Genomic DNA, 21,559 nt, shown 5'->3' on the forward strand with positions numbered 1-21,559 from the left:
GCGATCATTGGTCCACCATGCCCTGGTTCAGGATGGTTTCAAGTCTGTCGAAACTGTCGTTCAGGCGCGTCACGTCGTCCTTGTCCTGGGTCAAGAAGCCTTCCAGGGCCGGGTTCAGGGCGATGGCGCGGTCGACGATGGGGTCCGCCCCGGTGCGATAGGCGCCGATGCGGATCAGTTCTTCCATGTTGGAATAGGCGCTCAGGCAGTGGCGCGCGCGGCGGTTCAGTTCGCGCTCGGGCGGGGACTGGTTGCCGGGCATGGTGCGGCTGACGGACTTCAGCACGTCGATGGCGGGGAAGCGGCCGCGCTCGGCGATCTTGCGGTCCATCACGATGTGGCCGTCCAGAATGCCGCGCACGGCGTCGGCGATCGGCTCGTCATGGTCGCCGCCGTCCACCAGCACGGTGAACAGGGCGGTGATCGGCCCCGCCTCGGTGCCGTCCGGGCGGATCGGGCCGGGGCCGGCGCGCTCCAGCAGCTTGGGCAGTTCGGTGAAGACGGTGGGGGTGTAGCCCTTGGTGGTCGGCGGTTCGCCTGCGGCCAGGCCGATCTCGCGCTGGGCCATGGCGAAACGGGTGACGCTGTCCATCAGGCACAGCACCTCCAGCCCCTGATCGCGGAAGAACTCGGCCACGGCCATGGTCATATAGGCCGCCTGGCGCCGCTTCAGCGCCGGCTCGTCTGAGGTGGCGACCACGACGACGGCCCGTTTCAGCCCCTCTTCGCCCAGGGTCTCCTCGATGAACTCGCGCACCTCGCGGCCGCGTTCGCCGATCAGGCCGACGACGACGACGTCGCAGGTCGCCTGGCGCGCCAGCATGGACAGCAGCACCGACTTGCCCACGCCCGAGCCGGCGAAGATGCCCAGGCGCTGGCCCCGGCTGGTGGTGGTGAAGACGTCCATCGCCCGCACGCCCAGGTCCAGCCGCTGGCCCACCCGGCCGCGCGAATGAGCGGGCGGCGGCGGGGCGCGCAAGGGGTAGGGGACAAGGCCCGGCGTCAGCGGCCCCAGGCCGTCGATCGGCTCGCCGAAGGAATCGATGATCCGCCCCAGCCAAGCCGTCGTGGGGCGCACGCTGGCGGCGGCGTTGATGATCTTGATGTCGGCCCCGGGGGCCACGCCCTCGACCGGGCCGAAGGGCATCAGCAGGGCCTTGGCCTCGCGGAAGCCCACGACCTCGGCGGGCAGGGGCGGCTGGCCGCGTCGCTCGATCTCGGCGCGGGCGCCGACGGCGAGGCGCGACAGGCCGCCGCGCGACTCGATCAGCAGGCCGCTGACGCCCGCCACCTTGCCGGTGACGACCAGCGGGTCGATCGCTTCGACGGCGGCGACGAGATTACGCAAGGAAGGCCCCCAGGCCGCGAGCCGCGCGACCGATCCCAGCCAGGGTGCTGCATCATGGTTAATGGTCGATGAAGTTCGGCGTGAATTGCAACTCTTGATTGCAAGTAACGAAAATGAAACCTCTCAAGCGCCAGTCTTATCCACAGACTTATCCAGTCCATCGCCGTTATTCTGAAGGGGGCGGTTCGGATGTTCAGTGCAGGTCGTCGACAAAAACGGGCCACGGATATTGAGCGGCATGAGGAACTGGATCGTCGGATGGCGGCGATCGGGCGGTCCCAGGCCGTGATCGAGTTCGACCTTGACGGCACGATCCGCGACGCCAACGAAAACCTGCTCCAGACCATGGGCTACGGCATGGATGAAATCCGGGGACAGCATCACCGGATGTTCGTGGACCCGGCCGAGGCGGCGTCGGCCGAGTATCTGGCCTTCTGGCGAGAGTTGAACGAGGGGCGCTTCGTCGCCCGCAAATTCCGCCGCATCGCCAAGGGCGGGCGCGAGGTCTGGCTGGAAGCGTCCTACAATCCCGTGCTGGACGAGGCGGGGCGACCGCTGAAGGTGGTCAAGCTGGCCGTCGACATCACTAAAGCCGAACAGGCCGCCCAGCGGGCCGAGCAGGAGCGCCTGGCGGCCGAGGCGGCGCAGGCCCGACTGGTCGGCGCCCTGGCGGAACAACTGTCCCGCCTGTCAGACGGCGACCTGACGGCCGCTATCGAACAGGATATGGACGGCGCCCATCAGGCGGTGAAGGCGGACTTCAACGGCGCTGTGTCCAGTCTCAGGACTGCGCTTGAAAAGGTCCTGTCGGCGGTGACGACCCTGCGCGGCGGCTCGGACGAGATCAGTCAGGCGTCGGACGACCTGTCGCGACGCACCGAACAACAGGCGGCCAGTCTGGAAGAGACCGCGGCGGCGCTGGACCAGATCACCGCCACTGTCCAGCGCAGCGCCGAGGGCGCCCGGCAGGCGGCCTCCGTCGCCGCCAAGGCCCATGCTGAAGCCGGGCGGTCGGGCGAGGTCATGCGTCGGGCGGTGGCGGCGATGGACGGCATCAGCCGCCGCTCATCCGAGATCAGCGACATCGTCGGGGTGATCGACGAGATCGCCTTCCAGACCAACCTGCTGGCGCTGAACGCCGGGGTTGAGGCGGCGCGGGCCGGCGACAGCGGGCGCGGCTTCGCCGTGGTGGCGTCTGAGGTGAGGGCCCTGGCCCAGCGATCGGCTGAGGCGGCCAAGGAAATCAAGGCGCTGATCTCCGCTTCCGGCGCCGAGGTGGCGCAGGGCGTCGAACTGGTCGCCGAGACCGGCCGCGCGCTGGGGACCATCGCCGAACAGGTCAATGAGATGGACGGGCTGGTCGCCGAAATCGCGGCCTCGGCCCAGGAACAGGCTTCGGGTCTGGGCCAGGTCAATCAGGCGGTGAACCAGATGGACCAGGTGACCCAGCAGAACGCCGCCATGGTCGAGCAGACCACGGCCGCCGCCGCCAACCTAAAGACCGAGGCCGAGCATCTGGCCGAACTGGTCGGGCGGTTCCGTACGGGCGCCGAAGGCGGCGTGGTGCGCGCGTTGAAGGCCTATGGCGGCCCGCCGCCTGCGCTGGAGGCGCAGCGCGCCCGTCTGCGCGCGGTCGTCAACGGCCCGGCCGCCGACGAATGGACCGAGTTCTAGGCGTCGAGATCAGGCAGGGGCGGCCGGATCCTGCAACGGCTGTTCGTCTGACGGCGAGGTCAGCACGGCGCCGACCGAGGCGGCGATGATGGCGGCGATGGCCAGCCACTGCTGGGTGGTGAGGTGCTCGCCCAGCACGAACAGGCCCGCCAGGGCGCCGATGGCCGGATCGCCGCTGACCGCCACGCCGAAGGTGCGCTTGGGGATATGGCGCAGGGCGACCATGTCCAGCGTATAGGGCAGGGCGCTGGACACCAGGGCGACGACCAGACCCAGCGCCAGGATCCTGGGGTCCAGCAGGCTCATGCCCGCGCCGGCGACGCCGAACGGCACCACGGTCATGGCGGCGAAGGTCATGCCGATGGCGACGGTCGAGCCGCTGGGCAGATGGCTGACCCGCTTGCCGAAGACGATATAGCCCGCCCAGAACACCGCCGCCGCCGCCGCATAGGCGCAGCCGACCGGATCAAGCCCCGACACGTTGCCGTCCAGCGGCAGCAGCAGGACCAGACCCAGCACCGCCAGCCCGATCCAGACGAAGTGGATCAGCCGTCGCGAGTTGAACAGGGCGACTGACAGCGGCCCCATGAACTCGATCGCCAGGGCCACCCCCAGCGGAATGGTGTTCAGCGCCATGTAGAAGCTGAGGTTCATCAGCCCCATCACCACGCCGTAGACCGCCAGGGCGCGCAGGTCGCCGGTGGTGAAGGTGCTGCGCCAGGGACGAAACACCGCCAGCAGGACGATGGCCGACAGCCCGACGCGCAGGCCCGCCGTCCCGGCTGGTCCCACCATCGGATAAAGCGTCTTGGCGAAGGAGGTGCCGGCCGAAAGCGACACCATGCCGCCGATCAGGGCGAGATAGGGCAGGACCGCTGACAGGCGCGGATGGCGAAGGGCGAGGGCCGGGGAGGACATGGCCGGCAACCTATCGAAAAGCCGCTCGTTTTTCTTGGCGATTTCGCCTGCCATGCTGCAAGAAACACGCGTAGTGTCGCCTCTTATGCAAGAAAACGCCGACCTCGATTCCTTTGACCGTCGCCTGCTGGCTTTGGTGCGCCGCGACAACCTCCAGCCTGCGCGGGTGCTGGCGGACAAGGTCGGCCTGTCGGAATCGGCGGTGTCGCGACGGTTGCGGCGGCTGCGCGACGAAGGGATCATCATCGCCGATGTCGCCGTGGTCGATCCGGCCCGGCTGGCCCGCGTCCTGACCATGCACGTCCTGGTCGAGATGGAGCGCGAGGGTACGGCGGTTCTGGACGCCCTGATCGACAAGCTGACCGCCCGTCCCGAGGTGCAGGCGGCCTGGTATGTGACCGGCGACACCGACCTGATCCTGTATGTCGTGGTGCCGACGATGGAGGCTTATGAAGTCTTCACGCGGGAAATGCTGAACGACGACGCCCGGGTGCGCGCGTTCAAGACGCTGATTTCAATCAGGAAGTTCTGCCCTTCGACCCTGCGCGACGGGCGCTGGCGCGATGAAGTCCGGTTTGCGGCCCTGTTTCAGTTTCGCCGCTGAATCGCCTTGAGAATCCGGATAGGCTGACATCATGCATGGTCGTTTTCCGATCCTCTATATCGCCGAGGCGGACGCCGAAGAGGCGGTCCTGTCGTCCGGGGCGCTGGCCCAGTTGGTCGAGGCGATCCCACAGGCGACCTTCACCGTCGTCGGCTCTCCGGCCAGCGCGCCCCTGTTCGCCGACCTACCGCGCCTGCAACGGCTGATCACCCTGGATCGCGACGGGCGCTGGGATTGGATCGCCCTGTGGAACCAGGTGCGCGAGACGAACTGGGGGCTGGTGGTCGACATGCGCGGCTCGACCCTGTCGGGCAAGCTGCGGCGCCAGCGGCGCGCGGTGAAGGGCAAGACCGTGCCGGGCGTGCATCTGGTCGAACAGGCGGCGCGGACCCTGCAACTGGACGAGATTCCGGCGCCGAAACTGTTCATCGAGCGGGACACTCAGGAAGCCGCCGACGCCCTGATCCCGCCAGGGGCGGCCCGATCCTGGCCATCGGGCCGGGCGCCGACTGGATTGGCAAGCGCTGGCCCGCCGATCGCTACGCCAAGGTCGCCATCTCCCTGCTGGGCGAGGGTGGGCCGCTGGCGGGCGGGCGGCTGATGATCGTGGGCGAGGAGGCGGACCGCGATGCCGCCCAGACCATCCGCTCGGCGGTCAAGCGCGACCGGGTGATCGAACTTCAAGGCCGGTTGACGCGCCTGCAGACGGCGGCGGCCCTGTCGCATGCGGACCTCTATCTGGGCGGGGACTCCTGTGGACGCAACTGGCGGTGGCGGCGGGCGTCCCGGCTGTGGCGGTCTTCGGCCCTTCGGACGAGACGCTGAAACGTCCCTGGACCGGCGTCGCCGTGCGCGGCCCGCGCAGCCTGCAGGAGTTCCAGGAACTGGACCCGCGCCTGAACCAGCACATCCAGCACATGATGGACCTGCCCTATGAGCGGGTGCTGAAGGCGGCGAAGAAGCTGCTGGCTGAACGGGCCTCCTGACTGCCCCTTGGCTTGCGTCTCCAAGCCTTCGACGCGCATAAGCGCCGGAGTTTCAGGAGATGCGCGCGATGATCCAGACCTATGACCTGATCGTTCGGGGCGGCGAAGTCGCCAACCACGCCGGGCGCGGCCGGGCCGACGTCGGCGTCATCGACGGGCGCATCGCCTTCATCGGCGACCTGAGCCAAGCCTCGGCCGGAGAGGTGTTCGACGCGACGGGTCTGACCGTCCTGCCGGGCGTCATCGACACCCAGGTCCACTTCCGCGAGCCGGGGCTGGAGTGGAAGGAAGATCTGGAAACCGGCAGCCGCGCGGCGGCCCTGGGCGGCGTCGTCGCCGTGTTCGAGATGCCGAACACCAATCCCAACACGACCGACCCCGACACCATGGCCGACAAGCTGGCGCGGGCGAAGGACCGGATGTGGACCGACCACGCCTTCTACGTCGGCGGCACGCATGAAAACGCCGAACATCTGGCCGATCTGGAGCGTCTGCCGGGCTGCTGCGGGGTCAAGGTCTTCATGGGCGCCTCGACCGGGGACTTGCTGATCGCCGACGACGAGGGGGTGCGCAAAGTCCTGAGCAATGTGCGCCGCCGCGCCACCTTCCACTCCGAGGACGAATACCGTCTAGTCGAGCGCCGCAACCTGGCCCGCACCGGCGACTGGACCAGCCACCCGGAGGTTCGCGACGCCGAGAGCGCCATCATGTCCACCCGCCGTCTGGTCGGGCTGGCGAAAGAGACCGGCGCCCGCATCCACGTCCTGCACGTCACGACGAAGGATGAGATGGAGTTCCTGCGCTTCCACAAGGATGTCGCCACCGTCGAGATCACGCCCCAGCACCTGACGCTGGTGGCACCCGAGGCCTATCAGCGCCTCGGAGCCTACGCCCAGATGAACCCGCCGATCCGTTCGCAGGAGCACGTCGACGCCTTGTGGCTGTGGGGCATGCAGCAGGGGGTGGCCGACGTACTGGGCTCGGACCACGCGCCGCATACGAAGGAAGAAAAGTCCAAGCCCTATCCGGCCTCGCCCTCGGGCATGCCGGGGGTGCAGACCCTGGTGCCGCTGATGCTGACCCATGTGGCGAACGGGCGGCTGTCGCTGGAGCGCTTCATCGACCTGACCTCCGGCGGGGCGCAGCGGGTGTTCGGGACGGCGAACAAGGGCCGCATGGCCGTCAGCTACGACGCCGACCTGACCATCGTCGACCTGAAGGCTAAGAAGACCATCACGCATGACCAGCAGGCCACGCGCTGCGGTTGGAGCCCCTTCGACGGCTTCGAGGCGACGGGCTGGCCAGTGGCGACCATCGTGCGCGGCCGCGTGGTGATGAAGGACGGCGAACTGATCGGCCAGGCGCATGGCCAGCCGGTGCGGTTCCAGGAAACGCTGGCGGGGTGAGCGACCCCAAGCCCCAACTCGGCCTGATCGGTTTCGGCGCCTTCGGGCGGCTGACGGCCAAGCATCTGTCGCGGTGGTTCGACATTCTCGCGCACGATCCAGCGGCGAGCGACGGCGAGGGGCTGGCGCGGCTGACGACGCTGGAAGAGGCGGCGGCTTGCCCGACGGTGGTGCTGGCCGTGCCGGTCGGAGTCCTGGCCGAGACGGTAGCGGCCATCGCGCCGCATCTGGCGCGGCGCCGTGATCCTCGACGTCGGCTCGGTGAAGGTGAAGCCCGCGCGTGTCATGCTGGATGGCCTGCCGTCGGGCGTTCAGATCGTCGGAACCCACCCTCTGTTCGGTCCTCAGAGCGGTAAGGACGGCATCGCCGGTCTGCGCATCGCCGTCTGTGCGGTGCGGGGCGACAAGGCGGCGTGGCGCGTCGCCGCCTTCTGCAGGAAGGCGCTGGGTCTCAAGGTCTTCGTCGTTACGCCCGAGGCTCATGACCGCGAGGCGGCGACGGTGCAGGGCCTGACCCATCTGATCGCCAAGGTCCTGCTGGCCATGGAGCCGCTGCCGACGCGGATGACGACGACCAGCTTCGAGCGCGTCATGCAGGGCATCGACATGGTCCGTCACGACAGCGAAGCGGTGTTCCGCGCCATCGAACACGACAACCCTTACGCCGCAGAGGTCCGTCGCCACTTCTTCGACCTGGCCGAACAGGCGCGGTCGGAATTGGATGACTAGAGGCGTCTAGCGGGCCTTCAGGATGAAGTCCGCCACTGCGGGAACTACGGCTGAGCCCAGCGGGATCGAGGCGTCGCCATAGGTGGCGGCGTTCGCGGCGGGGTCGGACGGCGCCTGACGCAGGACGTGATTCAGGCCTTCGAAGATGATCCGTTCAGCCTTGGGCTGCGCGGCGGCCAGGGTCTGGCTGTTTTCGGGGGTCACCTGAATATCGGTCGAGCCATGACCCAGCAGCACCGGGCGCTGGTACTTCGCGATCAGCACCTGCGGATCTGCGGCGAAATAGGAGATCAGATAAGGCTGGATCGACGGGCGGAACAGGGCGGCCAGATAGGGCGGCGTCTCTGGGACGGTGCGCCCGGCCTCCAGTTCGCTCATGATGTGATCGACTTCTGATTTGATGGCGGGCGGCAGTTTGGGCTCGATCTGGCGGCGCAGTTCGACATTGGCGCGCACGCCGACCGGCGACAGCAGGACTAGTCCGCAGACGCCCGGATTGTCCGCTGACGCGGCCTGGGCGATCAAGGCGCCTTCCGAATGGCCGATCAGCCAGACGCAGGCGGCGCCGGTCTTTTGGGCCGCCAGGGCCGCCCAGGCCTTGGCGTCGTCGACGTAGGTGTCGAGGGTCAGGCTCGCCTCGCTGGTTGCGGCAGGGGCGCTCTCCCCGACGCCGCGCTTGTCGATGCGGACGGTGGCGATCCCCCGGCCGGCCAGCCCTTCGGCCAGTTGGCGCAGGACGCCGCCGTTTACGCCCAGCGGACTGTTTCCGTCGCGATCCGTCGGTCCTGATCCGGCGATGATGACGGCGGCGGCGCGCGTCTGGCTTTCAGGCGTCAGCAGGGTTCCGTGCAGGGGCGCGGGCGTCGAAGCCAGTTCGACCGGCGTGGAGACCGGCGAGAGCAAAAGGGCGGCGGCGAGGGTCAGCATGGGGGTCTCCTGAGCTGAGGGCGATTAACGTGGAGGCCACGGCCAAATGCAACCGCTGTTCCTCCATGCCTGACTGGCCTTCCGCACGGCCCCGGCCTATGGCTGAGGTCGGTTCAGAAGCTGCGAGTTGTTCTCATGGAAATCCGCGATCAGATCGTTCTCATCACCGGCGGCGCGCGCGGCGTGGGCGCGGCGGCGGCGCGGGCGTTTGCGGGCCAGGGCGCGCGGGTGGCGATCAACTGGCGCAGCAGCAGAGAACGCGCCGAGGCCCTGGCGGCGGAACTGGGCGATCGCGCCTTCGCCGTTCAGGCTGACGTGACGGACCGCGCAGGCGTCGACGCCATGGTCGCCAAGGTCGAGGCGCATTTCGGCGGACCGGTCAGCACCGTGGTCAACAATGCGCTGGACTACAGCTTCAACGGCGACGCCCGCGCCCAGATGGCGGACATTCCGTGGGAAGACATGGAGCGCCAGTTCACGACCGTGATCCGCGGCGCCCTGAACGTCATTCAGGCCACGGCGCCGGGCATGGCGGCTCAGACGTTCGGCCGTGTGGTCAACGTCGGCACCAACCTGTTCCAGAACCCGGTCGTGCCTTATCACGACTATACCGCCGCCAAGGCCGCCCTGCTCAGCCTGACGCGAACGGCGGCGGGCGATCTGGGGCCGTCGGGGATCACCGTCAACATGATCTCGGGGGTCTGCTGCGCACGACTGACGCCAGCGCGGCGACGCCGGAAGCTGTGTTCGATCTGATCGCCAGCATGACGCCGCTGCGCTCTGTCACCACGCCGGAAGAGTTCGCCGACGCCGCCCTCTTCTTCGCCTCGCCGTGGAGCCGGGCGGTGACGGGGCAGAATCTGGTGGTCGACGGCGGGCTGGTGCGGGATTAAGTCACCCCGAAAGTAAAGCCTCAGCCAGGACGGACATCATGAGCGGCGTCATTCTGATCACCGGAGCCACCTCGGGCATCGGTCGGGCGGCGGCGCGCCGCTTCGCCGGCGCAGGCTGGAAGGTGATCGCCACTGGCCGCCGCCAGGAACGGCTGGACGCACTGGTCGCGGAGCTGGGCGCCGACCGGGTCCACGCCGCGACCTTCGACATGCGGGACGAAGCCGCCATCGACGCGGCGCTGGACGCCCTGCCTGAAGGCTTCCGCGATATCGACGTGCTGATCAACAACGCCGGTCTGGCGCTGGGCACGGCGACGGCGCAGGAGGCGGACCTGGCCCAGTGGCGCCAGATGATCGACACCAATATAACTGGTCTGGTGACGCTGACGCACCGCCTGCTGCCGCGCCTGATCGCGCGCAAGGGGGCGATCCTGAACATCAGCTCGGTGGCCGCGACCTACCCTTATAAGGGCGGCAACGCCTATGGCGGGACCAAGGCCTTCGTGCGCCAGTTCTCGCTGGGCCTGCGGGCGGACCTGCACGGGACGGGGGTGCGCGTCACCTCCATCGAGCCGGGCATGGCCGAGACGGAGTTCACCCTGGTCCGCACCGGCGGCGACCAGGCGGCGTCTGACGCCCTGTATGGCGGCGCGGCGCCGATGACCGGCGAGGACATCGCCGAGACCCTGTTCTGGGTCGCCACCTTGCCGCCGCACCTGAACATCAATGCGCTGGAGCTGATGCCGGTCAGCCAGTCCTTCGCGGGCTTTCAGGTCGCGCGCGACTAGGCGCCTGCCCGCCTCGCGCCGGGCCGCCGAGGCGGCCTCTCCTGCGCGCGGCGGCGGCAGGAGAGGCCTTGCATCAGACGCGCGCGGCCTGGCTGCGCGCGGACGGAAGCCGCAGATAGGCCTCCAGCGAGTCGTCGAACGCCTTGATCCACGGCACATGGTGACGCGCCGCCAGCGTGCCGGTGAGCACTGAGCGATAGCATTTGTCGCGATAGCCCATGATGTCGGCCTTCTTGTCCTTCTTCCACTGCAGGAAGATCCTGTTGATGTTGTCGACATCAAGCTCAGGATAGTCGGTCTGGGCGATCAGGCGCTTGATGTAGTCGCCTTGATATTCAAAGGCCTGTTCATCCGTGCGGATGGCGACCTCCTTCTCGCGCCAGTGGTCGTTGGCGGCCTCCATGTCCGCGCGTGACGGCAACGGGACGCGATCCATGATGATGTCCCGCGTCAGCCAGGCCTGGGCGTCGAACATGTTGAAGCTGTACCAGAGGTCCTGCATCCCCAGGTAGAACAGCCTGGGGTTGGGCGTGAAGACCACGCCTTCGTACAGGTTCAGCGGCCACAGGCGGTTGCTGGTCTTCAGGCGCAGCTCGTCCGGCAGGAAGGGGAAGTGGTGCTTGTAGCCGGTGCACAGGATGATGGCGTCGACGTCGCGGCGCGTACCGTCGCTGAAGTGGGCGGTCTTGCCGTCCACGCGCGTCAGACAGGGCTTCTCCTCCCAGCCCTTGGGCCAGTCATAGCCCATCGGTTGGCTGCGATAGCTGGTCGTGACCGACCGCGCGCCGTATTTGTAGCACTGTGAGCCGATGTCCTCGGCCGAATAGCTGGAGCCGATCAGCAGCACGTCCTTGCCCTTGAACTCGGCAGCGTCGCGGAAGTCGTGGGCGTGCAGGATGCGGCCGGGGAACAGGTCGAAACCCGGATAGGCTGGCGCGTTCGGCGTCGAGAAGTGGCCGGTGGCGACGATCACATGGTCGAACGTCCCTGACGTGCGGCGTCCGGCGGAGTAATCCTGGGCCGTCACTGTGAACTGGCCGGTCGTCTTGTCGAAGGCCACATCCTTCACGGCCGTGTTGAAGCGGATGTATTGGCGAATGTTCGCCTTTTTCACGCGGCCCTGGATGTAATCCCACAGGACTTCGCGCGGCGGATAGGAGGAGATCGTCTTCTTGAAGTGTTCGTCGAAGGTGTAGTCGGCGAACTCGAGGCACTCCTTGGGGCCGTTCGACCACAGATAGCGATACATGCTGCCGTGAACCGGCTCGCCGTTCTCGTCCATGCCGGTGCGCCAGGTGTAGTTCCACATGCCGCCCCAGTCCTTCTGCTTCTCGAAGCAGACGATTCCAGGGATGTCGGCGCCCTCGTCGCGGGCGGACTGAAAGGCGCGCAACAGGGCCAGGCCTGACGGGCCGGCGCCGATGATGGCGATGCGTTTTTGCTTGGGCATATTCACTTTGGGCTGATGGGTGACAAGCCCCGATGCAGGCGGCTCTGCGGCCGCAAAAACTCGGGGCGAAAGAGGGCCGATCGCCAGCATTCCCAATATCTGGAATGCGTTCGTCAGATCGACGCACGGAAATATCGCCTAGTCCGAATATTTTAGAGTTTATGCTTTCTGGGTATAATGATTACTTTTCCAGTTCTTTTATTCATATAGCAACATAAGAACAAAAAACGTCACGGCGAATGTGACCGTATATTCGACGCTGCGGTCTTATGTTGTCTGTATAATGGGGCGATTGTGACGCAATTCTCAATGAATCGCAAATCTGGCCCGGATATATCCTGGGCGCCGCATAGGTGAGGGTCGATGGAAGCTCGCCCTGCGAGCGTCGACGGTTCCCTGTCGGGGAGCGGAGCACGGCCGAGGGAAGGGCGCTTGGGCGCCTCGGCGCGTCTGACTGGCGTGCTCGATTGCGGGCTTAAGGGTAGGACCAGCCGTCATGCTCGACGCGGAAAATGCGCAGGGGCGCGTCCGGCTTGTCGGCATCCGCGCGAATATGGAAGACCGCGCGTTGCGGCTGACCGAAATTGGTGAAGTCGACGTTGATCGTGATCATGCCGCGCAACATGGGATGATCCGGGTCCGGCGTCGGATCGCCCACGGCCGTCGGTTCGAGCGCGGCGCGCCGCTGCGCGCGGCCAATAATCGCCGTTGAAAAGGCGTTTCGTTCCATCGAAAAGCGCACTCTTGCGTCCTTGGGCAGCTTGACTGCGCCAGAACTTGTGCCGGCGAAAGCTCTGCGGTTTGGTTTCAAGCCCAACTGGCGGTGCGCGTCTGCAGCGAGGGGGCGGGTAGATCCGGCGAACTCGTCCGGTATCCTACCGGCGCGCGTCATCGCGTTTGATGAGGGTCTGGCCTATATAGCCCCCATTCCGTCTATCCTGACGTTCTCCCAATAAGGCCGATGAACCCACCGCATAGACTGTCCGTGGCGCCCATGATGGACTGGACCGACCGAAACTGTCGGGCGTTTCATCGTGCGTTGAGCGCGCGCGCCCTGCTGTATACGGAGATGGTGACGGCGCCGGCGGTCATTCACGGCGACCGCGATCGTCTGCTGGGCTTTGACGCGGTCGAGCATCCGGTGGCGCTGCAACTCGGCGGCTCGGACCCGGCCCAGCTGGCCGAGGCCGCGAAGATCGGCGAGTCGTATGGCTATGACGAGATCAACCTGAATGTCGGCTGCCCTTCGGATCGCGTGCAATCGGGCCGTTTCGGCGCTTGTCTGATGCGCGAGCCGGAGCTGGTGGCCGACTGCATGGCGGCGATCAAGGAGGCGGTCGCCGTGCCCGCCACCGTCAAATGCCGCATCGGCGTCGATGATCAGGACCCGCAGGAGAGCCTGTTCGCCACGGTCGACGCCTCGGCGGCGGTGGGGATCACCCACTTTGTCGTCCACGCGCGCAAGGCCTGGCTGAAGGGCCTGTCGCCCAAGGAGAATCGCGACGTGCCGCCGCTGGATTATGATCTGGTGCGGCGACTGAAGCGCGAGCGGCCGCATCTGACCATCTGCATCAACGGCGGCATCGGCGACCTGGACCAGGCCGAGGCGCATCTGGACGCCTCGGACGGGGTGCAGTTGGACGGCGTCATGCTGGGGCGCGCGGCCTATCACGAGCCGGCGCTGATGGGGCAGGTGGACCGCCGCATCTTCGGCGAGGCTGTTGAAGACGTGGACGTCTTCGAGGCGCTGGAGCGATACCGCCCCTATATGGCGGCGCGGCTGGACCAGGGCGCCAATCTGGCGAGCATGACTCGGCACATGCTGGGGCTGATGCACGGCCGGGCGGGGGCGCGGGCCTTTCGTCGCATCCTGACCGTGGAGGGCGTGAAGCCCGGCGCGGGGCTGGAGGTGGTGGATCGCGCGGTCTCGGCCGTGCGTGAGGCCGAAGCGCGGCAGGCCCGTCTGGGCGAGAGCGAAGAAGCGGCCTGATTCCTTAGGCGTCACCTATTTCTCTCGTCATCCCCCGGTCTTGCTATGCTCGCCGGAGGATGGCGAAAGGGACCCGCCTTGCACCCTTTCCGGGATGACGCTGCCGGGCTGTGCGGCTAAGCCATCGGCCATGAGCGCCCTTCCCCTATCCGAACTCGCCCTGATGCTCGCCGCCCTTGTCGGCGCCGGGGCGATCGCCGGAGTGATCGGCGGCCTGTTCGGCGTCGGCGGCGGGACGGTGCTGGTGCCGGCGCTGTTCTACGCCTTCTCGGTGCTGGGCGTGGGCGGCGAGAGCAATCTGCACGTCGCCATCGGCACCTCGCTTCTGACCATCGTCGCCACCTCGCTGAGGTCGCTGGCCACGCACCGGGCGCATGGGGCGGTGGATGAGACGGTGCTGAAGACCTGGACGCCGTGGGTGGCGTTTGGCGGTCTGGTCGGGTCGGCGATTGCGGGCTTCACCTCGATGGAGGGTCTGGCGGTCGTCTATGGCGCCTGTCTGCTGTTGGTCGCGGCGCAGATGGGGGTGATGCCCGAGCGGTTCACGCTGAGAAAAGACGTGCCGACGGGCTGGGGCCGTCGCGGGGCGGGGACAGGCATCGGCCTGCTGTCCGCCATGATGGGCGTGGGGGCGGCAGCTTCGGCGGCATGATGATGACCCTGTGCGGACGGCCAATCCATCAGGCGGTCGCCACCGCCTCGGGCTTCGGCCTGGCGATCGGGGCGGCGGCTGCGCTGGGCTTCGCCTTTTTCGGCTGGGATGCGCCGGGACGGCCGCCGCTGTCGCTGGGTTATGTCAATGTGCCGGCGGCGGTGATCATGGGGCTGCTGACGGCGCTGACGGCGCCCTATGGCGCGCGGCTGGCGCACCGGCTGGACCGCAAGATCCTGCGCCGGGCGTTTGCGGTCTATCTGCTGCTGACGGCCCTGTCGGTGGTGCTGAAAGCGCTCTGAGCGCGACTAAGTAGATGCCCGCAGGCGGGCGCTAACACTTTGTCGAACAACGGCGGGGTAGGAGCGAGGCTGAACCTCCCTCTGTCTGAGCCGTGAGCCATGCTGCAGAACTTGTCCGTGCCCAAGAAGCTGATCCTGTCCTTCATGGCGGTGATCGGGGCCTGCGGGACGGCGACCCTGATCGTCCTGTGGTGCGTGGTCTCGCTGCAGCGCGCCGACGCGGCGGACCTGACGTCGCGCGAGGTGATGAAGGCGTCCGACCGCCTGCTGGCCGCCGCCGTCGAGCAGCAGAACGCCATGCGCGGCTATGTCGCCAATCGCGACCCGGCCTTCATCGAGGTGTTCGACACGAGCGGCGCCGACGTGAAGGCGCGCATGGCGGACCTGGCGGCGTCGGATGTCGAGGGCGCCTATGTCGCCGAACAGACGGCCCTGATCGCCGCCGCCGCTGCATTCGAGAAGAGCGCGGCAGAGATCATGGCTCTGGCCCGCGATCCCGCAGCCGATCGCGCGGCGCAGTCGCAGGCGGCCGCCGGCGCCACCCTGACCGACATTCGCCAGGCGGTCGGCGCCATCCAGACCAGGGAGGCGGCTCAGGCCCAGGCGCGCGCCGAGGCCAAATCCGCCGCCTTTGTTCAGGCCTATGTCTCCTTCGCCATCGGCGGGGTGCTGGCTCTGGCCATCGCCGTGGCCGCCGCCCTGTGGCTGATCGGCGCCCTCAGCCGCCCGGTCGAGGCCATGACCCGCGCCATGGGCCGTCTGGCGGGCGGCGATCTGAACGTGGCCATTCCGGCGATGGGCCGCCGCGACGAGATCGGGCGCATGGCCGACGCCGTCCTGACCTTCAAACAGAACGCCGAAGAGAAGGCGCGTCTGGAGGCCGAGGCCGAGGCCGCGCGCGTGGTCGCCGAAGCCGAACAGCAGGCGCAGGCCGCCCGCGACGCCGAGGCCGCCCGCCAGCAGGCCCAGGTGGTCGAGGGCGTGGCCAGGGGCTGGAGCGCCTGTCGGGCGGCCAGTTGGCCTTCCGTCTGCACGACCCGTTCGCGCCGGAATATGAAGGCCTGCGCACCGACTTCAACGCCGCGATGGATCGGCTGCAGGGCGTGATGCGCGTCATCGTCGAACGCGCCGCCGCCATCGGCGCCAGCGCCCGCGAGATCAGCCACGCCTCCGACGACCTGTCGCGCCGCACCGAGCAGCAGGCCGCCAGCCTGGAAGAGACGGCGGCCGCTCTTGAGCAGATCACCGCCACCGTGGCCCGTTCGGCCGAGGGCGCGATAGAGGCGGGCGGCGTGGTGCGCGGCGCCCGGTCCGAAGCGGTCGAGGGGCAGGCCGTGGTCGGCCGCGCCATCGCCGCCATGAGCGCGATCCAACAATCCTCGAACCAGATCGGCGCCATCATCGGCGTGATCGACGAGATCGCCTTCCAGACTAATCTGCTGGCCCTGAACGCAGGGGTAGAGGCGGCGCGGGCGGGCGACGCCGGGCGCGGCTTTGCGGTCGTGGCGTCCGAGGTGCGGGCCCTGGCCCAGCGCTCGGCCTCGGCGGCCAAGGAGATCAAGACGCTGATTTCGGAATCCGGCCGTCAGGTCGGGGCGGGCGTGGCCCTGGTCGGCGATACCGGCCAGGCGCTGGAAAGGATCGCCGGTCAGATCGAGCGCCTGACGACCATCGCCGAAGAGATCGCCGCCTCCTCGCAGGAGCAGTCCAGCGGCCTGCAGCAGGTCAATATCGCCGTGACCCAGATGGATCAGGTCACGCAGCAGAACGCGGCCATGGTCGAGCAGTCGACCGCCGCCAGCCATGCTCTGGCGTCGGACGCGGTCGAGCTGGATCGGATGATGGGCCAGTTCGCGTTGGACGACGCGCGCGATCTGGACGCGCGCGGGCGGATGGAGGCCCTGGCGCGGGCGGTGGCTTAAGCGCGCCGACCCTCTCCCTCCCCGTCCCGGGGAGGGTGGTCGCGAAGCGACCGGGTGGGGAGGGCGAGGTGATCCTGAGCGCCCCCACACCACCCACCCGCCGTCATTCTCGGGCTAGACCCGAGGATCCAGCCCCGCAACGCCTGAACCGTCGTGAAGGCTGATGTGGTCGCCGTCGTGTTTGCTGGACTTTCGGGTCAAGCCCGAGAATGACGGCCAGATAGAAGACGCGCACCCATCGCCCTGCCGTCCCCACCCGGCTTCGCCTTGCAGGCTCAGCCACCCTCCCCGGGACGGGAAGGGAGAGGCGCGCGTTTGGATTACGCCGCCGCCTTCAGCGTCACCGCGTCCAGCGCCTGAATCAGGTCAGCCAGGATGTCGTCCTGATGCTCCAGTCCGACCGACAGGCGCAGCAGCCCGTCGGTGATGCCCGCCGTCGCGCGGGCTTCGGGCGTCATGGCGGCGTGGGTCATGGTGGCCGGGTGGGCGATCAGGCTTTCAACGCCGCCCAGGGATTCGGCGAGGGTGAAGATTTGCAGCTGCTCGATCACCTGGCGCACGGCCTCGGTCCCGCCGGTCAGTTCGAAGCTGAGCATGGCGCCCGGCCCGGACTGCTGGCGCGACGCCAGCGCATGGCCCGGGTGGCTGGTCAGGCCCGGATAGTGGACCGCCTTGACCGCGGGGTGCTGGTCCAGCGCCGCGGCGACGGCGCCCGCTGTCGCCTGCTGGCGCTCGATGCGGGTGAACAGGGTCCGCAGGCCGCGCAAGGTCTGATAGGCGTCGAACGGCGAGCCGGTGACGCCCAGGCAGTTGGCCCACCAGGCCACCTGTTCATGATCGGCCGGATCGGCCGCGATCACCGCGCCGCCGACCACGTCGGAATGGCCGTTGATGTATTTGGTGGTCGAGTGGACCACGATGTCGGCGCCCAGCTCCAATGGCCGTTGCAGGGCCGGCGACAGGAAGGTGTTGTCGCACGCCACCTTGGCCCCCACGGCGTGGGCGCGGCGACAGACCTCGGCGATGTCGGTGACGCGCAGCAGGGGTTGGACGGGGTCTCGACCAGCACCAGCCTGCAGCCGTCGGCCAGGGCGGCGTCCAGCGCGGCGCTGTCGTTCTGATCGACGAAGGCGACGCGGAAATGGCCCTTCTTCGCGCGGGCGGTCAGCAGGCGGTGGGTGCCGCCGTAGCAGTCGTGCGGGGCGATCAGCAGGTCGCCCGGCTCCAGCAGGCTGAGCGGCAGATCGACCGCCGCCATGCCGGTGGCGGTGATGACGGCCCCGGCGCCGCCTTCCAACTCGGCCAGCGTCTCGGCCAGCACGTCGCGGGTCGGATTGCCCGAGCGCGAATAGTCGTATTTGCGCGGCTGGCCGAAGGCGGCGAAGGAATAGTTGGACGACAGATACAGGGCCGGCATGACTGCGCCGTGAGCCGTGTCCGTATCGACGCCCGAGCGGGCGGCGATGGTGCGGGGATCGGCGGGACGGGCGCGGCTCATTGGTCGATGTCCTTCAGCACGGAAGTCAGGATGTCGCCGACCAGTCGGTCTTCCTTCAGGAAGGCGTCGTGGCCGTAGACGGAAGCGTGTTGTTCAAAGCGCCAGAGGTTGGGCAGGCGATCGGCCAGCTCTCGCATGTCGTCGATGGGGCACAGGCGATCGGTGGTGAAGCCGACCAGGGTGACGGGCGCGCTGATGGCCTCCGGCTCGACGCGGTGGCGGTCGATGGAATCCGAAAGGGTCAGCCAGCGCGAAGGGGTGGTGCGGTCGCGATACGCCCGGCCGCGCGAGGTCAGGTAGTCGCACACCGGATAGGCCTGGCCGGCATGGCTGGGGGCCTCGGAATCGAAGCGGTCGCCGAACTCTTCCTGGGTGCGATAGGTGGTCATGGCCAGTTCGCGCGCCAGACCCACGGCCTGATCGATGCGACCCGTTTCAAGGCCCAGTTGCAGGATGCGACGCTGAATGCCGCGCCAGGCGGTGGCCAGCGGGTGAGGGCGGTGGGCGGCGGACACGACCACCAACTGCTCGGCCCAGTCGGGGAAGAGCTCTCCGAAGGCCAGGGCGATCATGCCGCCATAGGAACAGCCGATGAAGGCGGCGACCTTGTCCACCCCCAGATGGTCCAGAAGGTGGGCCAACAGCCGCGCCTGATCCTGGGTGGTGATGGTCAGGGGGCTTTCGGCTCCGTCACGCCCTCGCCGAATTCCGGCGCGAAATCAAAGGCTAGGACGCGAAACCGGGTCAGGTCGATCGGCGCGCGCACGCCCACGGCGCGGACCACCAGCCCAGGCCCTTCGTTTCGGTGCGATGGACGTAACGGTCGGCGGAAATGCCGCCCGCCACCACGATCAGGGGGCCCGGCTTGCCGTGCAGGCGGCCGACGACCCGCTTCTGGGTCAGGGTTCCGCCGAAATCCCGCTCGAAGCCGTCCGGGATCGGAACCACGACGTCATGGGCGCCCTCGCGTTGCAGCAGTTTGGACGGGCGGCGCGCGGAAGCCGACCGACAGGCGGGCTCTTCGGCGGGGGACGCGGGGTCGATCAGGGCCAGGGTCATGGGTCTCGGTCACTCAGCAGATACGGCTCGCCAAGGAACCCATGCAGTGACAGACCTGTGGCGCGTCGCCTCGTCGACGCTCCACCCATCTCTCGCGGTCCATTCAGGCAAGCCCGAAGAACCCCGCAGGAGTTGGCACCGTTTCGGGCGGAACCCGATGGTTGCCCCGGCGTCAAAGGGCCTAATCCCTCAGCCGGTCTTGATGAGTGAGCTTACGGTGCGGTTGCGAACAGCGCCGGTCAAGCGAAAAATTTCACCCCTATCTGGCGGCGGCGCTCGACTTGAGCGGTCAAAACGGCGGTCGCGGGCTTCGTCGCGAAAAATTATTCCGGCGCGGGGTTGACGCGGCGCGGCGCCCTGGCTCACCCTAAGGCACGATTTTCAACCGGACGCCGCCTGTGCCTTACCGCCTCGCCAACATGAAGACGACCACGATCGCCGCCGCGGCGACGGGTCTCTTCGCGTCCGCCATTACCACCACCGGTACCACCACCATGCCCTTGCGGGCGGGGACCGGATGATGCGCGCCGTCTAGGCGAGAAACGCAGAAAACCGATCACCCGCCCGGACCCCCGGGCGGGTTTTTTATTGCCTCAGATCCACTCCGGACCCGCCCCAGCTCCCTCGAAATCCTCCCCCGACCCAGCCTCCAGGAAACGCCCCATGTCCGCCTCGCTCGCCCTCGTCGCCGATCAGCCCAAACCGGTCGGAGCGCTCGCTCCCGCCGCCGTCCCCGCCGCCGAAGTGGTGGTGCTCAAGTTCGGCTCGTCCGTCTTGCGAGACGCATCTCAGGCCCCCGCCGTCGCCAGCGAAATCTACAGCCACGTCCGCGCCGGCCGTAAGGTGGTCGCCGTCGTCTCCGCCCTGGCCGGCCAGACCGACAAGCTGCTGTCCGAGGCGCGCAGCCTGGGCCTGGATCATGAGAACGAACTGCTGCCCGCCTATGTCGTGCTGGGCGAGGAAAAGGCCGCCGCCCTGGTCGCCGTCGCCTGCGACCGGGTCGGGCTGGACGCCATCGGCCTGTCGGTGCGGGAACTGGGCATCGTCGCCGAAGGGCCCAGCCAGCACGCCCGCCCCGTCTGCCTCAAGGGCGATCATCTCCAGCGCGCTCTGGAGGCGCATGAGGTGGTGGTCGTTCCGGGTTTCGGCGCCGTGCGGCCCAACGGCCGCGTCGCCCTGCTGGGCCGGGGCGGATCCGACCTGACGGCGGTGGTTCTGGCGGCTGAGCTGGGGCTGGATCGCGTGCGTCTGGTCAAGGATGTCGACGGCCTCTACGACCGCGATCCGGCTGTCAGCGCCGGGACGCCCCTGCGCTATCGCCGCGCCAACTGGGACACGGCGCGTCAGGTGGGCGGGGCGCTGGTCCAGCATGACGCCATCGACCTGGCTCAGGCCCGCGCGGTCGAGATTGAAGTGGCGGCTCTGGGCCGCGCCGAGGGCACGGTGGTCGGCGAGCGCGGCGCCCCTCCGGGGCCGGTGCAGGCGGCGGCGCCGCTGAAGGTGGCCGTGGCCGGGTGCGGGGTCGTCGGCGGCGGCCTGCTCAGCCGCCTTCTGCCCGACAGCCGCTTCGAAGTCGTCGGCGTCCTGGTCCGTAATCCGCAGAAACCGCGCGACGTCGCCGCGCCGGCCGAACTGTTCACCAATGACGTGGACGCCCTGCTGGCCAAGAAGCCGGACCTGCTGCTGGAAGCCCTGTCCGAGGGCGAGGCCGGACACGCCCTGATCCGTCGCGCGCTGGAAGCGGGCTGCGACGTGGTCAGCGCCAACAAGCAGGCGGTGGCCCGCGATCCGGCGGGGCTGCAGGCCCTGGCCGACGCCAACGGCTGTCGCGTCGCCTGGTCGGCCTCGGTCGGCGGCGGCTCGCCGATGATCGAGACCCTGCGCGCCGCGCGCGCCGCCGGTCCGGTGGTCGGTTTCGAGGCGGTGCTGAACGGCACGGTCAACTTCATGCTGCAGCGTCTGGGCGAGGGGGCGACCTTCTCCGACGCCCTGGCCGACGCTCGCGCCGCCGGTTTCGCCGAGGAGGACCCGTCCTCGGACCTGGAAGGCTTCGACGCCGAGGCCAAGGTCAAACTGCTGTCGTTCGAGGCCTTCGGCCGCTCGCCCGAGGCCCTGCCGCGCGACGTGCTGGCCGCCGAGACGCCGCTGGGCGAGGCGCCGGTGCGCCAGATCGGCGCCTGCTTCGACCGCGACGGCGAACTGGACGCCTATGTCCGTCTTGACGGCGCGCTTGAGGACGCGCTCTTCCTGTCGCTGAACGGAGAGCGCAACGCCTTGAAGGTCTATGGAAAGGACGGACGGGTGTGGACGTGCAAGGGGCGCGGCGCCGGGCGCTGGGCCACCACCGAGAGCGTTCTGGCCGATGTGGCCGACGTCATGCGCGCCCGACGCGCCGCTGCGGAGCTTGTCTAGT

General features: G+C 68.3%; 22 protein-coding genes, 2 pseudogenes and 1 riboswitch. Of the genes and pseudogenes, 15 read left to right on the plus strand and 9 right to left on the minus strand.

Going from position 1 to position 21,559, the window contains the following annotated elements; translation table 11 throughout:
- Nucleotides 1-4: 4 nt before the first annotated feature.
- The gene (fliI, locus tag V8F63_RS08245) at nt 5-1,348 is read right to left on the minus strand and encodes a flagellar protein export ATPase FliI (protein ID WP_392352822.1); all 1,344 of its coding nucleotides are present in this window, start codon (nt 1,346-1,348) and stop codon (nt 5-7) included.
- A 258-nt stretch (nt 1,349-1,606) separates the two neighbouring features.
- Here fliI and V8F63_RS08250 point away from each other — a divergent pair, with 258 nt between their 5' ends.
- A complete protein-coding gene (locus tag V8F63_RS08250; RefSeq protein WP_392352823.1) occupies nt 1,607-3,022 on the plus strand; it encodes a PAS domain-containing methyl-accepting chemotaxis protein in 1,416 nt (471 codons plus the stop codon).
- Between the two features lie 9 nt (nt 3,023-3,031).
- Here V8F63_RS08250 and V8F63_RS08255 read toward each other — a convergent pair whose 3' ends face one another.
- Nucleotides 3,032-3,940, minus strand: coding sequence for a DMT family transporter (locus V8F63_RS08255; protein ID WP_392352824.1), 909 nt, complete (start codon nt 3,938-3,940; stop codon nt 3,032-3,034).
- Between the two features lie 73 nt (nt 3,941-4,013).
- On the opposite strand from V8F63_RS08255, the gene V8F63_RS08260 reads away from it, so the two are divergent.
- From V8F63_RS08260 to V8F63_RS08285, 6 genes are all read left to right on the plus strand, one after another.
- Nucleotides 4,014-4,544 (plus strand): Lrp/AsnC family transcriptional regulator, encoded by a 531-nt coding sequence (locus tag V8F63_RS08260; protein WP_392352825.1) that lies wholly within the window; start codon nt 4,014-4,016, stop codon nt 4,542-4,544.
- Nucleotides 4,545-4,575: 31 nt separating this feature from the next.
- A complete protein-coding gene (locus V8F63_RS08265) occupies nt 4,576-5,145 on the plus strand; it encodes a hypothetical protein (protein ID WP_392355126.1) in 570 nt (189 codons plus the stop codon).
- Nucleotides 5,058-5,369, plus strand: coding sequence for a glycosyltransferase family 9 protein (locus V8F63_RS08270; RefSeq protein ID WP_392355061.1), 312 nt, complete (start codon nt 5,058-5,060; stop codon nt 5,367-5,369). Before V8F63_RS08265 ends, V8F63_RS08270 begins: the two co-directional genes overlap by 88 nt.
- On the plus strand, nt 5,336-5,530 hold the full coding sequence (locus tag V8F63_RS08275) for a hypothetical protein (protein ID WP_392352826.1): 195 nt from the start codon (nt 5,336-5,338) through the stop codon (nt 5,528-5,530). Before V8F63_RS08270 ends, V8F63_RS08275 begins: the two co-directional genes overlap by 34 nt.
- 68 nt (nt 5,531-5,598) lie before the next feature.
- Nucleotides 5,599-6,936: a dihydroorotase gene (locus tag V8F63_RS08280; RefSeq protein ID WP_392352827.1), complete on the plus strand. Its 1,338-nt coding sequence runs from the start codon at nt 5,599-5,601 to the stop codon at nt 6,934-6,936.
- Between the two features lie 240 nt (nt 6,937-7,176).
- Nucleotides 7,177-7,665 (plus strand): prephenate dehydrogenase/arogenate dehydrogenase family protein, encoded by a 489-nt coding sequence (locus V8F63_RS08285; RefSeq protein WP_392352828.1) that lies wholly within the window; start codon nt 7,177-7,179, stop codon nt 7,663-7,665.
- Between the two features lie 6 nt (nt 7,666-7,671).
- Here V8F63_RS08285 and V8F63_RS08290 read toward each other — a convergent pair whose 3' ends face one another.
- On the minus strand, nt 7,672-8,592 hold the full coding sequence (locus V8F63_RS08290; RefSeq protein WP_392352829.1) for an alpha/beta fold hydrolase: 921 nt from the start codon (nt 8,590-8,592) through the stop codon (nt 7,672-7,674).
- A 135-nt stretch (nt 8,593-8,727) separates the two neighbouring features.
- Here V8F63_RS08290 and V8F63_RS08295 point away from each other — a divergent pair, with 135 nt between their 5' ends.
- Genes V8F63_RS08295 through V8F63_RS08305 form a run of 3 tightly spaced genes read left to right on the plus strand, consistent with a single transcriptional unit; the run spans nt 8,728 to nt 10,273 of the window.
- Nucleotides 8,728-9,348 carry an SDR family NAD(P)-dependent oxidoreductase gene (locus tag V8F63_RS08295; RefSeq protein ID WP_392352830.1) on the plus strand — a complete coding sequence of 207 codons (621 nt, stop codon included), beginning with the start codon at nt 8,728-8,730 and terminating at the stop codon, nt 9,346-9,348.
- Nucleotides 9,336-9,485 (plus strand): SDR family oxidoreductase, encoded by a 150-nt coding sequence (locus V8F63_RS08300; protein ID WP_392352831.1) that lies wholly within the window; start codon nt 9,336-9,338, stop codon nt 9,483-9,485. Before V8F63_RS08295 ends, V8F63_RS08300 begins: the two co-directional genes overlap by 13 nt.
- Nucleotides 9,486-9,523: 38 nt before the next feature.
- A complete protein-coding gene (locus tag V8F63_RS08305; protein WP_278070556.1) occupies nt 9,524-10,273 on the plus strand; it encodes an SDR family NAD(P)-dependent oxidoreductase in 750 nt (249 codons plus the stop codon).
- A 73-nt stretch (nt 10,274-10,346) separates the two neighbouring features.
- Here the strand turns inward: V8F63_RS08305 and V8F63_RS08310 are convergent, their stop codons facing one another.
- Nucleotides 10,347-11,723 (minus strand): NAD(P)/FAD-dependent oxidoreductase, encoded by a 1,377-nt coding sequence (locus V8F63_RS08310; protein WP_392352832.1) that lies wholly within the window; start codon nt 11,721-11,723, stop codon nt 10,347-10,349.
- A 475-nt stretch (nt 11,724-12,198) separates the two neighbouring features.
- Nucleotides 12,199-12,615 (minus strand): hypothetical protein, encoded by a 417-nt coding sequence (locus tag V8F63_RS08315; protein WP_392352833.1) that lies wholly within the window; start codon nt 12,613-12,615, stop codon nt 12,199-12,201.
- 69 nt (nt 12,616-12,684) lie between these two features.
- Here V8F63_RS08315 and dusA point away from each other — a divergent pair, with 69 nt between their 5' ends.
- From dusA to V8F63_RS08335, 4 genes and pseudogenes are all read left to right on the plus strand, one after another.
- A complete protein-coding gene (dusA, locus tag V8F63_RS08320) occupies nt 12,685-13,713 on the plus strand; it encodes a tRNA dihydrouridine(20/20a) synthase DusA (RefSeq protein ID WP_392352834.1) in 1,029 nt (342 codons plus the stop codon).
- A gap of 163 nt (nt 13,714-13,876) precedes the next feature.
- Nucleotides 13,877-14,667 (plus strand): annotated as a pseudogene (locus V8F63_RS08325) (sulfite exporter TauE/SafE family protein).
- Between the two features lie 99 nt (nt 14,668-14,766).
- On the plus strand, nt 14,767-15,774 hold the full coding sequence (locus V8F63_RS08330; RefSeq protein ID WP_392352835.1) for a HAMP domain-containing protein: 1,008 nt from the start codon (nt 14,767-14,769) through the stop codon (nt 15,772-15,774).
- Nucleotides 15,684-16,589: a methyl-accepting chemotaxis protein gene (locus tag V8F63_RS08335; RefSeq protein WP_392352836.1), complete on the plus strand. Its 906-nt coding sequence runs from the start codon at nt 15,684-15,686 to the stop codon at nt 16,587-16,589. The genes V8F63_RS08330 and V8F63_RS08335 overlap by 91 nt, the downstream gene beginning before the upstream one ends.
- A 320-nt stretch (nt 16,590-16,909) precedes the next feature.
- Here the strand turns inward: V8F63_RS08335 and V8F63_RS08340 are convergent, their stop codons facing one another.
- The 4 genes and pseudogenes from V8F63_RS08340 to V8F63_RS08355 all read right to left on the minus strand — a co-directional run bounded on the left by V8F63_RS08340 (nt 16,910) and on the right by V8F63_RS08355 (nt 19,146).
- A complete protein-coding gene (locus tag V8F63_RS08340; protein WP_392352837.1) occupies nt 16,910-17,584 on the minus strand; it encodes a PLP-dependent transferase in 675 nt (224 codons plus the stop codon).
- A 98-nt stretch (nt 17,585-17,682) separates the two neighbouring features.
- Nucleotides 17,683-18,087 (minus strand): annotated as a pseudogene (locus tag V8F63_RS08345) (PLP-dependent transferase); the annotation flags it as partial.
- Nucleotides 18,084-18,728: an alpha/beta fold hydrolase gene (locus V8F63_RS08350; protein ID WP_392352838.1), complete on the minus strand. Its 645-nt coding sequence runs from the start codon at nt 18,726-18,728 to the stop codon at nt 18,084-18,086. The gene V8F63_RS08350 and the pseudogene V8F63_RS08345, both read right to left, overlap by 4 nt.
- A gap of 103 nt (nt 18,729-18,831) precedes the next feature.
- Entirely contained in the window at nt 18,832-19,146 is a 315-nt protein-coding gene (locus V8F63_RS08355; RefSeq protein WP_392352839.1) for a hypothetical protein, read from the minus strand.
- 82 nt (nt 19,147-19,228) lie between these two features.
- Nucleotides 19,229-19,355: riboswitch (SAM riboswitch) on the minus strand.
- Nucleotides 19,356-19,809: 454 nt separating this feature from the next.
- Here V8F63_RS08355 and V8F63_RS08360 point away from each other — a divergent pair.
- Nucleotides 19,810-21,558: a homoserine dehydrogenase gene (locus V8F63_RS08360; RefSeq protein ID WP_392352840.1), complete on the plus strand. Its 1,749-nt coding sequence runs from the start codon at nt 19,810-19,812 to the stop codon at nt 21,556-21,558.
- Nucleotide 21,559 lies beyond the last annotated feature (1 nt).

It is taken from the genome of Brevundimonas sp. LF-1 (assembly GCF_037055305.1).
In the GTDB taxonomy this organism is placed as follows: Bacteria; Pseudomonadota; Alphaproteobacteria; order Caulobacterales; family Caulobacteraceae; genus Brevundimonas; species Brevundimonas sanguinis.

Coding starts and splice junctions, on each gene's coding strand:
- V8F63_RS08295 (WP_392352830.1), top strand. CDS start 8,728: ATGGAAATCCGCGATCAGATCGTTCTCATCACCGGCGGCGCGCGCGGC.
- V8F63_RS08310 (WP_392352832.1), bottom strand. CDS start 11,723: ATGCCCAAGCAAAAACGCATCGCCATCATCGGCGCCGGCCCGTCAGGC.
- V8F63_RS08330 (WP_392352835.1), top strand. CDS start 14,767: ATGCTGCAGAACTTGTCCGTGCCCAAGAAGCTGATCCTGTCCTTCATG.
- V8F63_RS08255 (WP_392352824.1), bottom strand. CDS start 3,940: ATGTCCTCCCCGGCCCTCGCCCTTCGCCATCCGCGCCTGTCAGCGGTC.
- V8F63_RS08305 (WP_278070556.1), top strand. CDS start 9,524: ATGAGCGGCGTCATTCTGATCACCGGAGCCACCTCGGGCATCGGTCGG.
- V8F63_RS08315 (WP_392352833.1), bottom strand. CDS start 12,615: ATGACGCGCGCCGGTAGGATACCGGACGAGTTCGCCGGATCTACCCGC.
- V8F63_RS08290 (WP_392352829.1), bottom strand. CDS start 8,592: ATGCTGACCCTCGCCGCCGCCCTTTTGCTCTCGCCGGTCTCCACGCCG.
- dusA (WP_392352834.1), top strand. CDS start 12,685: ATGAACCCACCGCATAGACTGTCCGTGGCGCCCATGATGGACTGGACC.
- V8F63_RS08355 (WP_392352839.1), bottom strand. CDS start 19,146: ATGACCCTGGCCCTGATCGACCCCGCGTCCCCCGCCGAAGAGCCCGCC.
- V8F63_RS08280 (WP_392352827.1), top strand. CDS start 5,599: ATGATCCAGACCTATGACCTGATCGTTCGGGGCGGCGAAGTCGCCAAC.
- V8F63_RS08360 (WP_392352840.1), top strand. CDS start 19,810: ATGTCCGCCTCGCTCGCCCTCGTCGCCGATCAGCCCAAACCGGTCGGA.
- V8F63_RS08250 (WP_392352823.1), top strand. CDS start 1,607: ATGGCGGCGATCGGGCGGTCCCAGGCCGTGATCGAGTTCGACCTTGAC.
- V8F63_RS08265 (WP_392355126.1), top strand. CDS start 4,576: ATGCATGGTCGTTTTCCGATCCTCTATATCGCCGAGGCGGACGCCGAA.